The organism is Brachybacterium sp. p3-SID957, from assembly GCF_025144775.1.
GTDB lineage: Bacteria > Actinomycetota > Actinomycetes > Actinomycetales > Dermabacteraceae > Brachybacterium > Brachybacterium epidermidis.
In genome coordinates this window covers 1-11,441 of sequence record NZ_JALXKT010000085.1, presented here as the reverse complement: position 1 = coordinate 11,441, position 11,441 = coordinate 1, and the positions used below count along the sequence as shown (strand labels likewise).

The window sequence follows — 11,441 nt, the reverse complement described above, 5'->3', positions numbered from 1 at the left end:
CGGATCCAAGCTTAGAACCCGCAGGGTGCACATGACGACGAGGGCCCCGCCAGAATCCTGGCGGTGCTCGCGTGACGAGTCACTGCCTCACGGTTTCTCGAGTGGAGGCCGGTGGACTCAGCTCGAACACACGGGAACGGCTGGAACGGCTGAGTGTCGCCTGGGAACAGGCGAAACGGGATGGTGCGAGCGAAGAGCCGCCGGCAGCCGAGCCAGATCCTCGGGTCATGACGACCCCAATGAGACAATCCCGAACACCACTGACGCCGGACGAGGTGGACGCCATCCGAACCGCCCGCGCAAATGGTGAGAGCGCCACGTCGATCTCCCGCAATTTCGACATCCACCCAAGGACTGTGTAGACACACACCAAGGACCTGCCGTGACGGCAGCCCAGCTGATTAATCCCCGAGAGAGCTGCCACGCCTCTTGCAAGTCGAGGTACGCCGCTCGACGACGCCTGTCAGAGCATCAAGCCCCGACTCGCCCCTCATGTAGTCGCTGCGTAACTAGCTTCTCTGAGACGCCAAACGCGGCAGCGAGCCAGCAGCGGATCAGGATTAGGCCCTCGCGCGCCCGCGTCCAAGCTTCTCGTCCGTCCGTCAGATCGTTGTCAGCGTGTTTGACTCCTTTGTAGGCCTGGTTGAAGGCCTTGCACCAGGAGTCACGGCTGCCACCCTCGCCGACAACAGCGTCGGGTTCGTATCCCAGGAAATCGAAGATGTTCTTGAGCAGCGCTTCATACGTTTCCGATACTTTCTTGCCGGGATTGGCTTTCTCGGCGATCGCGTAGCCCAATGCTTCGAGCGCCACCGCAACTTGGAGAAGCCGCGACTCCACGGGAAGGGTGCGATGGAACAGGGCACTCATGGCGATCCAGGTAGGTCGAGACCAGTACGAGTACTCAGATAGCCACTCTGCAACAAGATCCGCGTTGGCCTCGTCAAGGAAGAAAAGCGGGTTATCATCGTCAGTTAACTGGCGGTCAGGATCAATGGTCCGACCGAAAGTTGGTTGGTATGCGTCTCTCCAGTAGCGACGCTCATCTTTCGGCGGCAATTCCTGGTCATCCTCCCTCATCACCGAGACCAGCCGCGATCCACAAGGCTTGCCGTACACCAGGCACATGAGGTCTTGCATCATCCGATGCATCTGTTGGTGCGTCTGCCAGCTTTCAAGCTCAGGGCTACGAGTTCGCACCAGCAGAGCCGTGGAGATCGTAAAGACGCCGCCCTTCGGAGTGGGGTTGTGACTGAACGAAGTTTCAAGTTGCAGATCGAGCGGACCTCCCAGAGGTAGCGAATCCAAGTTCTTTGCGACAACCGAAACACCCTCGATGCCTTTCCCCTCCTCGCCCAGCATAAGTCGCGTTGTCACTGGAACCAGCTTCGCCCACTTGGCCAGTCCGTCGATCTCCGAGGTCATCCCATTGACCCCTACATAATCGACCCCGTTTGCGCCGGCGTGGATCGCGCGACTGTAGCGAAGGCGCTCCAGAGAGTGCCCGAGAGATGAAGCGGACGCGCCCACAGTGCAGCCCTCAACAAGAGTGAGCCATCCATCGCCATCCCGCAGAATGAGCGGTTCAGGGATTTTCCGACCGCCGCTATTCAGGCGGAAAGCATCAACGAAACCCAAGGCGCGTGGCCAACTCACGAGCACGCCCTTGGTGTCGAGCTCAGCAACAACTACCTCGTCGGAACCCTCAGCACCCGACCGCGTGTGCGCGATCCTCACGACGCCAGGTTCCAGCTTCGTCGCCATATTCCCCACCGCCGTTCTTCCGTTGGATGCCGTCCTGCAAGCACAGCGCGGCTACGAGAACAATTCTCTCTGATGCAGGGTGCCACCGTCATGAACTTCATGGGCTGCAGTGAAGTCGTACCTCATCTCCAAGACGCGTGGCGCCTTCGATCAGGTGTTGGCTGCGGCGGCCAGTTGGCTGCCCTAGGGCCTTTGCTTCCCGGTTGCACGATCATGCTCGCGGATGATGCTGACGGTACTTGAGTGCGACGCGATGCCGGGACCGCGGCTTACGTTGGAGGCGAGTCGACGCTTGTCACTGGTCGTTCAGTGCTCGTGAACCGGTTGGCCCGTGGGCGCTACTGACTGGGTGAGAGCTGCGATGGGCAGTGCGAGGTCGTGGGAGGCGAGAGTACAGAGTGGCGTGGTCAGGTTCAGCGGTCGAGACGGATGAGGCGTTGCTCGTCCGAATCGGCGCCGCCGATGAGCGTGCCCTCGCTGAGCTCCACGCGCGCTATGCGTCGGTGGTGTTCGGCTTCGTCCTGGCACGGACGCCGGACCGCGGGGTCGCGGAGGAGGTCAGTGCTGACGTGTGGCTGGGCTGCTGGCGATCGGCGCGCGCGTTCCGGCACGACAGTCGGGTGCTGACCTGGCTGCTGGGGATCGCGAAGCGGCAGGTCTACGCGCACACCCGGCGTAAGCGTCTGGCACAGGTGCCGCTGGATGAGTCCGAGTACGCGATCCCCGCGGACGACAGTGATCCTGCCGATCTGGTGGCGTCCGCAGAGGAGGCCCGTGCGCTTCTGGCGGCGTTGAGTGCGCTTCCCGCCGATCTGAGCGAGGTCGTTCGGCTGGCCTGGGTGCACGAGCTGCCGTACGAGGACATCGCAGAGCTGGTGGGCGTCCCGCGGGGAACGATAAAGAGCCGGGTGTCTCGCGCCCGGCGCCTGCTGCGCGAGGAGTTGAGGAGGAACGATGACTGAACACAGTGCTGACACCGGCGGCGATGACGCCTTCCGTGAGGTCCTGCGCCGCTGGGAGAGCGAACAGGGCGAGGCGCCCGCGTTCGGTCTGATCCGGCGTCGGATCGCGAGCGCACCGTCTCCGATGGATGCTCCCCGGTGGCCTGCCCGGCGGAGTGCGAAGTTGGCAGCCGTTCTGGCATGGGCGCAGATGCGGGTCGTGCCGTGGCTGATCCTGCCGGTCGCCCTGGTGACTGTGACGATGGCGATCTTCGCGGCCCGCTTCTTCGGAGTGACACAGGGAGGATCGGCCGGCGACACCGGGTTCGCTTCCGTGATGCTCGCCGGGATCGCGGTCACGGTGACGATGGCGCTGTCGTCCGCGAAGCCCGACTCGATCGCCCTCGCGACCCCGCTCGGCCCGCAGGTGGTGGTGCTCGCACGGATCGCTCTCGTGCTGGTCGTCGACGCCGCCACCGGGCTTGCGGCGTCCGGCCTGGTATCGGCCTGGGGGTATACGAGCGGCCTGCCGGACGTCGTAGCGAGCTGGCTGATCCCGGTCGCGCTGGTCGCGGGAGCCGCGACGTTTGCCTCAATCTGGGTCGCACCCTGGGCCGGCATCGCCGCCGGGCTGGTGCTCATCCCGATGGCCGTCCCGGTGTCCGAAGCGATGTTCTTCTTCGGCCTGTCCGGGCTGCTGTGGAACGCGCTGACCCCGCTCGGCCTGCTGGGAGCAGGCGCGGCCCTACTGGGTGCGGCCGTCACGACGGCGCGGCGGGCCGCGATCAGCGGACTGCAATCCGCGTGAACCGATCCGCCTCACCCCGCTACTGACCTTGTAGATGCAGATTCTCAAGAGTTCAGGAGCAGGAAGTGACGAGAGCAGCGATCCGATCACAGGGCCGACGCGCCGGCCTGATGGTGCTCGCTGGGCCGATCCTCGCCGGGGCCGTGGTCGTCCTCGCAGGCTGGTTCGCGGCCGACGCCTGGCCGCCCTCGCAGGCGATAACACTGGTGAACTGGCTCGCGCAGGTGTTCGTGATCGCCACCGGCGTCTGCGCCGCGGTCGCCCTCACGGGTGACCCGCTGATCGAATTGCACGAGTCCACGCCGACCGGCTTCCGGCGCGTGCAGTTTCTTCGCGCCGCGCTGGTGGCACTGTCCGGGCTGGGCGGTGCGGCGCTGATGTTCTTCCCCCTGCACGCACTGCGGGTCTGGCCCCGCGACGAGGGCTGGACGTCGGTGGCGTCACCCGCCGGCGCGGTCGTGATCATGATCGTCGTCGCACTGGTGGCCGCGGCGTTCGCGGGCACGGCATCGACCACCACCATCGCGGTCGTGGCGGCATGGATGTTCCTCGCGATGCTCTGGGACCCCTACGTCCTGCCGCTGCCGCAACAGCGCGGCATCCCGTTGCTCGTCTCGGCCGGACTTCTCGTCGCCGTCTGGCAGCGGCTCGCCAACGCGGAACGCAACATCGCAAAGGTGGTCGCGGCATGACGGTTCTCGCACTCGCTCGCACGCACTCGAAAGTCGCCCGGAGGCAGAAGGCGCTGTGGTTCACCGCGATCCCGCTGACTGCGTTCGCCACCCTGCTCGCGGTCATCTCACCGGCCCGGCCCGGCACCGGAGGCATCGAAGACCTCGCGTTCTCCGCACAGCTGATCGTGATGTTCACCGGCGTCGCCTACGCCGCCGCGTTCGCCGACTTCTTCACCGCCCCCTCACGGTTAGGTACCAACGAACTCGAAGCCTCAACCCCGGTACGCCCCCTCGCCCTTCACACAGCGAGAATCCTCGGCACCTTCGGCGTCGTCGTCATTCCCGCACTGGCGGTGCTCCTGCTCATGGGCGTCGTGCAGACGCTCAGCGGGCATCCTTGGTCGATCCCGGTGGCGGTGGCGGTGACCGCGACGATCGTCGTCCCCGGCGTCCTGATCGCCATGTCGTTGTCATCCCTGCTCGGCGCGATCCTGCCCCGCACACTCGGCCGTATCGCGGGCGTGCTGGTCTGGTTCTTCCTGATCTTCTCGTCCTCGCTCGTCCCGCTGCCCACGCCGAACGGCACCGTGCTCACCGTGATCGGTGATGCGGTCGCCAGCGGTTACTTCGACACCGACCCGATCTACCCGCCCGCCGGTTCGCTCGCGTTCGATGGCACCGTCTGGACCGCGACGCTCTCGCTGGTTGCACAGCTCGTCATCATCGTCCTTCTGCTCTCTGCCGGGTCCGCGTTGGCCGGGCGCATGGCCAAGCGTTGAAAGGAAGCCGCATGTTCATCTCCATCGACCACCTGGGCAAGGACTTCCGCAAGAAGCCCGCCGCTCTCGATGACGTCACCCTCGATCTGCCGCAGGGCATGATCGGGCTGCTCGGCTCCAACGGTGCCGGGAAGACCACGCTGATGCGCATCCTGTGCGGGATCATCCAGCCCACGAGGGGCCGGGTGCTCATCGACGGGCACGACCTCGCCGACGCCGGTGCGCGCCGGGCGGTGAAGAAGACGCTGGGCTACCTGCCGCAGGACGTGGAGCCGTACCCGAACCTCACCCCGCTCGAGTTTCTCGACTACGTCGGCGTGCTCAAAGGCATCGACAGCGCGACCGACCGCAAGCGGCAGGCCCGCGAGCTGATCGCCCAGGTCGGCCTGAACGACGCCAAAGATCGCAAGGTCGGCGGGTTCTCCGGCGGCATGCGTCGGCGGGTCGGCATCGCGCAAGCACTCATGGGTGACCCGGAACTGCTCGTCGTCGATGAGCCCACGGCGGGATTGGACCCTGAGGAGCGGATGCGGTTCCGCACCCTGCTGGCGAGCCTCGGGCACAACCGCACGGTGATCTTGTCCACGCACATCCTCGATGACGTGGCGCAGACCTGCCCCTACGTGTTCGTCCTCCGGGAGGGACGCCTGCGCTACGACGGACCCACTGACGGGCTGATCGACGCTGCCCGAGGCCGCACCTGGCTCACCGCCTCCCGCACCGCGCCTCCACCGGAGGACGTCAGCGTCGTCAACGCCACCACGACTGGTGCCGGCACGCAGTACCGGATCGTCACCGACACCCCGCCTGCAGACGCGACGCCGGTCGACCCGAACCTTGAAGACGGCTACATGGCCCTCACGATCCCGAAGGAGCACGCATGAACATCCATCGCACGACCATCCGCATGTCCGGCGCGGGAGCCGCGGCACTGCTCGCCCTCGGCCTCGCCGGATGCAACGGAATGATGAACCCCGAGGATTTCCCCGAAGATGGCCCTACCCGCACCGCGACCAGTAACCCGCAGGACGTCACGGCCGATGACTTCGGCCATTCGTGGAATCTCGACGTGGACCACGGCACCGTCAGCTGCGAGAAGAATGACAAGGGCGATCCCGTGCTGCGCTTCACCTCTCCCGACGGCACCGAATACGCCCTCAACTCCGTGGACGAGAACGCCGACCTGCCCCCGATCGGCGACATCTCCCACGGCTCGATCGGCACGCTGCGCACCTTCGCGTTCACCGTCTGCGACGCCTGACCCAATACCAGAGAGGAGCCGCTGTATGACAGTCCAACCCACACCCACCCCGGCACCGCAGATGGCGATCCGCTGCACCGACGTGCGCCTGCAGCGCGGCGACACGGTCGTGCTCGACGGCCTTGACCTCCACGTCCAGACCGGGCGCGTCCATGCGCTGCTCGGCCGCAACGGAGCCGGCAAGTCCACCACGTTCCGGCTGCTGCTCGGACTCATGCAGCCCGACTCGGGAACGATCGACGTCCTCGGCCAGCCCCCGGCGTCCGGCCCGAAGAACCGGGCCGCACTGGAACGCATCGGCGCGAGCATCGACGGCCCCGCGATCTACACGCACCTGAGCGCGTTCGACAACCTCCTCGTGCACGCCCGGCTCACCGGGGTCGGACGGGCACGGATCGAGAAGGTGCTCGACATCGTCGGACTCGCCAGCACGGGCCGCAAACGCGCCCGCCACTTCTCGATGGGCATGAAAGCCCGGCTCGCACTCGGCGTCGCCATCCTCACCGAACCGGACGTGCTGATCCTCGATGAGCCTCAGAACGGTCTGGACCCGCAGGGCATCGTCGAGCTGCGCCAGCTGCTCCGCGACTACGCCGCCGCGGGCCGGACGGTCCTGGTCAGCTCCCATCAGCTCGGCGAGATCGTGCAGCTCGCCGATGACATCTCCGTCCTCGCCGACGGCGTCTGCCGCTACGAAGGATCCCTCGCAGACTTCGCTGCCCCAGGACGGTTGGAGGAGGAGTTCCTCAGGCTGACCATGCCCAGCGCCACACGGCAGGAGGCTGCATGATGGGCGCGCTCACCTCTGCGATCCGAGCGGAAGCAGTCCGCACGAAAGGGTCAGCGGCGGCTGCGCTTCCCTGGGTCGGGATCATCCTCGCCGGCATCAGCACTGCCGGCATCCTCATCACGCCCGAGAACCAGGAACGCGCGGCACTGCTGTGGCAGACCCTCTACGTCACCGGCATGGCCGCACCACTCATGACGCTCCTCGCCGGCCTCACCACCGTCCGCGAGACCACCGCCCGAGACGGCGGCACCCTCTGGAGAGCCACCAGCCCGCGCACCATCATCGTCGCGCGATTCATCGTCCTGGCCGGCCTCTCCGCCCTGTTCCACGCGCTCGCGTTCTGGCTCGTCATCCCGCTCTCCGTCGCTGTCGGCGCCCCGACCGATATTCCGCGCCTCCTGTGGGCCGGTCTTGCCTGCTGGGTCGCGACGCTCGGCCTCCTCGCGCTCGCGTTCGTGCTCACCGAACGGTCGGGCACGATCCCCGTGTTCCTCGCCGCCTGGGTCTGGCAGGTCATCGGCGCTCTCGCCGCCGAGACAACCGCCTGGTTCGCGATCCCTCCGACCTGGGCCGTCCGAGCGATGCTCCCGGTACTCGGAGCACACCAGAACGCCGAACCCCTCGCCGCCGGCGACCCGCTCGCCACCGAATCACCCGCCCTGGCGCTCACGCTCAGCGTCCTCCTGACCGCACTCGTACTGGTTCTGCGAGTGCTGCTGCCGGGCACGCTCCGCATGGAACGCGGCACGAACAGCCGACCGGTCGGACGCCGCCGCACCCGGGAAAGCGCCGTCGGCGCGATCCGTGCCGTGATGCGCTCCCGCGCCGTCATGCCGCTGTGCGCTGCCGCGATCCTGCTCGCCGTCGCCACCGCCGCGATCTACCCGAACTCGTACCTGCTCGGGTTGCACACCTACGCGATGCTGCCCCTCGGGGCCTGTGTCATCGCCGTCCTCACCTGGCAGGCTGTCCTTCCGGGATGGCGGGTGCTCATCCTCCGCAAGGCCGCAGTTCCCGCCGCTGTGCAAGCCTGGCTGCTGCTCTGGGTCAGCGTCGTGTCCGTGGCGGTGACGGTCACCGCTCTCGCCAACTCTGTACGACGAGGCCACAGCAACGCCGCATCCCTGCTCGCCATCACCCAATCCGGGATGCTCTGGCTGATCCTTGGCATCGCGGGCACTCTCGGGGCGCTCTGGCTCACCGTCCGCTTCGGCGCTGGCTGGGCGCTCGGCGCCGCGGTGATCTTGACCATCATCGGCGTCACCCTCGGCGGCGACATCCTCGCCGATACCTGGCTGTGGATTCTCGGACCCACAGCATGGCCGCTCTCCGCTGACACGCCGCAACGATTCCTCATCGCAGCGCTGGTCGCCTCCGCGTTCGCCGTTCTCACCTGGCTCCTGAGCACACGGGCCATGCGCAACGCTCCCGCGAGAGCAGCATGACCAGGCGCTTCCGTTTGGTCTGGCGGGTTTCCGCACCGATGGCCGCTGCCGGAGCAGAGCGCTGGTTTAGACAGCAGCAATGAGTGGCGGCACGACTCTCCCCGCCTTTGTCAGCGCGTACTCGTACGATCCATAGCCCCGTCGGGCCGGCTGCCTATAACTGCGTGCGGCTCGTCGTCGCACGCGATGGCACGGCGATCGTGTTCTCCGAGTTCGGCGAGCAGCCCGTCAGCTTCGGCGATGCGATCCTGCTCGGACCCCACGTGCTGTGCGGAATCGAACCCGAAGGGCTACTGACCTTCACGACGATCTACATCGACACCGACCTCGCGTCGGATCAGTTCTTCTGGCAATACTCCACGATCCTGCACGACCGCCTCGACGCCCAGGGCTTCGCGCAGAAGGTCTACTCCGAGCCCACGCAGGTGCTTCACCTCGGACGGAATCGGGCAGGCCGGGTAATGCCGTGGGTGGATGAGATGGTCACGCTCAGCGCCGAGGGCCAGTTCCATTAACGCTTCCCCCGGTTGCAGTCGCTCTGGTTCACGGTCGTGGACCTCATCGCCCTGTATTTCCGCGTCTCTCCGGTGCGGCTGACCAGGCTGCAACGCGCACGCTCCCGCCCGACCTCCTCCCATGAGCGAGCGCATGGTCCGCTGCGTCGCGAAGCGATGCTCGTCCGCGACTTACTGCACCGTCAGATCGTCCGCCCACGGACGCTGGCAGAGCTGGCCGACTTCGTGAGTCTCTCCCCGAAACAACTCACGAGGGTGTTCACCTCCGCATTCGGTAAGACCCCGACCGCCTATCTGACGATGCTGCGCGTCCAGGAGATGGCGTGCCTGCTCCGCGACACCAACATCACCGTCACCGCTGCCGGGCAGCGGGTCGGGTGGCGCAGCCGATCACGCGCGACCGAGGCGTTCATCGCGCACACTGGGATCGCACCGAGTCGGTACCGCGACATGCAGCCCGTTGTCACCGGCGTTCCATGACCAACAGAACCGCGGTGCGAGCAGCGCGCCGACGCTTTCTATAGGCCTCGGGATGGCCCCTCGCGTCGCGGATCGCGCTGGTGCGGGTCGTGCTCGAACGCATCGTGGAGCTGCCGTACCCGCTCTGCCGTCCGCCGCCGCGCGTGCTCCTGCTCGGCACGCTTGGCTTCGATGCGTCGTGTGGCGTCGTTGATCGGGAGGTTGCGGAGTTCGTCGGCTTCGGCGCGGGTCGCGACGGCCTGGGCGCGGGCGTCGCGAGCGTGACGGTGCGGCTTGGTAACGCGCATGCCGAGCTGGTCGCGGCGTACCCGCTCTGGCCCGTACTCGGTGACCAGCAGCGCCATGCGCTCTTGCTCGTGGCGTTCCCGCATCGCGTCGCGGTTGGCGGTCGCAGCCTCGACGGTCTGCACCGCCTCGATCACGCGAGGATCGGCCTCAGCTCGCTTCATGGCGACCCGGCCCGCCCATTCGGGGAGGCGATCACTGCTGGTCGGGGTGGTGCCCCACTCGGTGCTGACGCGTCCGCGCAGCGCCTGCGTGTGTTCGGTTGCGGTGCGGTGCTCTGCGCGGGCCTTGCGCCTGCCGAACCTGCCCACGGTGGCGAGCCGCGCACGCACGGTGACTTCGTTCTCCACGGCGGCAAGGTAGGCGGAACCGTCATCCTCGGCTTGCATGGTCAGCGGCCTGGCGACCTCAGCGTGCACCTGCTCGGCAGCGTCCTCGGCCTTGCGGAGCATTGCCGTGTTCTCGTCGTCCTCGGCCCGATGTGCCGCGCGTTGAGTGTCGAGACGTGCGGCGATCTGCTCCCACCGTTCCGCCACCCGCTGTGCACGCTCGGCCTCGCGGTCGAGGCCGGCGAGTTCGTCGGTGACGAGGCGAATAGGGCCGTCTGCGATGCCGCATCCGCGCGGGCCTCGCCGACGTGAACCAGCGGCTTGCCGAGCATGACGAGCACCACACCGGCGGGCGGGCGTTCCTGCACGACTCGCTGCGGCTGCTCACCGATGCGCACCGTGCCTACGCCCGATCGGGAGATGCCGACCGGCGGCTGGCGAACCAGGCGTTCTACACCCGCCTCGACATAACCGACGACGAACAACTACGCCCACGACTCGCCGAGCCGTTCGCCACCATCATCCGCGAAGCACACGACAGCGACGCCGACGACGGCAAGGAGGCAGAACCCGAACACGACGAAGCTTCGCATGTCGCGTGTTCCCGTAAGACACTTTGGGTGGGCGTCCGCAGCTGCGCGCCATCTAGCTTCTGCGTGCTGGTGTTTGGGGTGGGTGGGTGCCCTGCTGGGCATGGACACTTCTGATCGTTCGTCGCGTCGCCGGCTCGTGCTGATCGCTGCCGGCTCGGTCACGGCTTTGGTGTGTGGGGTCGGGATTTACGGCCTGGCCACCGGCCCCCACACCCCCACCAGCACCCCGGGCGGTGACATGACTGAGCTCCTGGGCAGACTTAAGGGCCGACCATCGCGTGTGGCCAGCCCTTCGAGTTCGAACATGGTGGGAGGGGTCCGTGCAGGTCAGTCCACCGGGGATACCCGGATAAGATTGCCGTCAGGGTCGGTGATCACGAACGTCCGGCCGAAAACACCGTCGTGCGGCTCCTCCACGACGTGGACTCCCTTCGAGACCCAGCTTTTGAAGGTCTCGTCGACCGCGGATGCCGGCCCCGGCACCATCAGCCCGACCTCGCACGTGCGGGGGGTGGGGACCGATGCACGAGTAGGTGTCACATGGTGTTCACGGGGGGGCTTCGCTGGCGAGATGGCGTTGGGCGTCGGCGTAGGCGCGTTCGATGTAGGCGTCCAGCTCGGTGAGCTCCACGCGCCACTGGCCGCGGCCTCCCACGCGGATGGCTCGGAGATCTCCGCTGCGCACGAGGGCGTAGGCCTAGGGCGTGTCTCCTAAGTTCGTGAGGACGCGGGGGTGACGGTAGGTCAATGAGCCGGCGAAGCGTGTTGTCCGATACC

The 11,441-nt window shown here is 66.8% G+C and carries 14 protein-coding genes and 1 pseudogene; 12 read left to right on the top strand and 3 right to left on the bottom strand.

Annotated elements, in window-relative coordinates; translation table 11 throughout:
* Nucleotides 1–471: 471 nt before the first annotated feature.
* Entirely contained in the window at nt 472–1,764 is a 1,293-nt protein-coding gene (locus M3B01_RS13755; protein ID WP_259793004.1) for a HEPN domain-containing protein, read from the bottom strand.
* A 437-nt stretch (nt 1,765–2,201) separates the two neighbouring features.
* On the opposite strand from M3B01_RS13755, the gene M3B01_RS13750 reads away from it, so the two are divergent.
* The 12 genes from M3B01_RS13750 (at nt 2,202) to M3B01_RS13695 (ending at nt 10,778) form a co-directional block, all read left to right on the top strand.
* Nucleotides 2,202–2,726 (top strand): RNA polymerase sigma factor, encoded by a 525-nt coding sequence (locus M3B01_RS13750; protein WP_259793003.1) that lies wholly within the window; start codon nt 2,202–2,204, stop codon nt 2,724–2,726.
* A complete protein-coding gene (locus M3B01_RS13745) occupies nt 2,719–3,513 on the top strand; it encodes a hypothetical protein (RefSeq protein ID WP_259793001.1) in 795 nt (264 codons plus the stop codon). The genes M3B01_RS13750 and M3B01_RS13745 overlap by 8 nt, the downstream gene beginning before the upstream one ends.
* 143 nt (nt 3,514–3,656) lie before the next feature.
* Complete coding sequence (locus M3B01_RS13740; protein ID WP_259792999.1) at nt 3,657–4,205, top strand: hypothetical protein; 549 nt, start codon at nt 3,657–3,659, stop codon at nt 4,203–4,205.
* Nucleotides 4,202–4,966 carry a hypothetical protein gene (locus M3B01_RS13735; protein WP_259792997.1) on the top strand — a complete coding sequence of 255 codons (765 nt, stop codon included), beginning with the start codon at nt 4,202–4,204 and terminating at the stop codon, nt 4,964–4,966. Before M3B01_RS13740 ends, M3B01_RS13735 begins: the two co-directional genes overlap by 4 nt.
* A gap of 11 nt (nt 4,967–4,977) precedes the next feature.
* Entirely contained in the window at nt 4,978–5,850 is an 873-nt protein-coding gene (locus tag M3B01_RS13730; RefSeq protein ID WP_259792996.1) for an ABC transporter ATP-binding protein, read from the top strand.
* Nucleotides 5,847–6,227 carry a hypothetical protein gene (locus M3B01_RS13725; protein WP_259792994.1) on the top strand — a complete coding sequence of 127 codons (381 nt, stop codon included), beginning with the start codon at nt 5,847–5,849 and terminating at the stop codon, nt 6,225–6,227. Before M3B01_RS13730 ends, M3B01_RS13725 begins: the two co-directional genes overlap by 4 nt.
* A gap of 25 nt (nt 6,228–6,252) precedes the next feature.
* The gene (locus M3B01_RS13720) at nt 6,253–7,017 is read left to right on the top strand and encodes an ATP-binding cassette domain-containing protein (protein WP_259792992.1); all 765 of its coding nucleotides are present in this window, start codon (nt 6,253–6,255) and stop codon (nt 7,015–7,017) included.
* Nucleotides 7,017–8,462, top strand: a complete 1,446-nt coding sequence (locus M3B01_RS13715; RefSeq protein WP_259792989.1) for a hypothetical protein — start codon at nt 7,017–7,019, stop codon at nt 8,460–8,462. The genes M3B01_RS13720 and M3B01_RS13715 overlap by 1 nt, the downstream gene beginning before the upstream one ends.
* Nucleotides 8,463–8,545: 83 nt before the next feature.
* Nucleotides 8,546–8,977: a hypothetical protein gene (locus M3B01_RS13710; protein ID WP_259792987.1), complete on the top strand. Its 432-nt coding sequence runs from the start codon at nt 8,546–8,548 to the stop codon at nt 8,975–8,977.
* Nucleotides 8,978–9,013: 36 nt separating this feature from the next.
* On the top strand, nt 9,014–9,457 hold the full coding sequence (locus M3B01_RS13705) for a helix-turn-helix transcriptional regulator (RefSeq protein WP_259792984.1): 444 nt from the start codon (nt 9,014–9,016) through the stop codon (nt 9,455–9,457).
* A gap of 89 nt (nt 9,458–9,546) precedes the next feature.
* Entirely contained in the window at nt 9,547–10,383 is an 837-nt protein-coding gene (locus M3B01_RS13700) for a hypothetical protein (RefSeq protein WP_259792981.1), read from the top strand.
* Nucleotides 10,380–10,778 (top strand): hypothetical protein, encoded by a 399-nt coding sequence (locus M3B01_RS13695; RefSeq protein ID WP_259792977.1) that lies wholly within the window; start codon nt 10,380–10,382, stop codon nt 10,776–10,778. Before M3B01_RS13700 ends, M3B01_RS13695 begins: the two co-directional genes overlap by 4 nt.
* Before the next feature lie 213 nt (nt 10,779–10,991).
* On the opposite strand, the gene M3B01_RS13690 is transcribed toward M3B01_RS13695, so the two are convergent.
* Both M3B01_RS13690 and M3B01_RS13685 read right to left on the bottom strand, forming a co-directional pair.
* On the bottom strand, nt 10,992–11,150 hold the full coding sequence (locus M3B01_RS13690) for a VOC family protein (RefSeq protein ID WP_259792974.1): 159 nt from the start codon (nt 11,148–11,150) through the stop codon (nt 10,992–10,994).
* Nucleotides 11,151–11,211: 61 nt separating this feature from the next.
* A pseudogene (locus M3B01_RS13685) lies at nt 11,212–11,361 on the bottom strand (helix-turn-helix domain-containing protein); the annotation flags it as partial.
* Nucleotides 11,362–11,441 lie beyond the last annotated feature (80 nt).

Bases quoted from the DNA above. Each gene is read 5' to 3' on its own strand.
- M3B01_RS13745 (WP_259793001.1), top strand. From the start codon at position 2,719: ATGACTGAACACAGTGCTGACACCGGCGGCGATGACGCCTTCCGTGAG.
- M3B01_RS13755 (WP_259793004.1), bottom strand. From the start codon at position 1,764: ATGGCGACGAAGCTGGAACCTGGCGTCGTGAGGATCGCGCACACGCGG.
- M3B01_RS13715 (WP_259792989.1), top strand. From the start codon at position 7,017: ATGGGCGCGCTCACCTCTGCGATCCGAGCGGAAGCAGTCCGCACGAAA.
- M3B01_RS13690 (WP_259792974.1), bottom strand. From the start codon at position 11,150: ATGGTGCCGGGGCCGGCATCCGCGGTCGACGAGACCTTCAAAAGCTGG.
- M3B01_RS13730 (WP_259792996.1), top strand. From the start codon at position 4,978: ATGTTCATCTCCATCGACCACCTGGGCAAGGACTTCCGCAAGAAGCCC.
- M3B01_RS13725 (WP_259792994.1), top strand. From the start codon at position 5,847: ATGAACATCCATCGCACGACCATCCGCATGTCCGGCGCGGGAGCCGCG.
- M3B01_RS13735 (WP_259792997.1), top strand. From the start codon at position 4,202: ATGACGGTTCTCGCACTCGCTCGCACGCACTCGAAAGTCGCCCGGAGG.
- M3B01_RS13720 (WP_259792992.1), top strand. From the start codon at position 6,253: ATGACAGTCCAACCCACACCCACCCCGGCACCGCAGATGGCGATCCGC.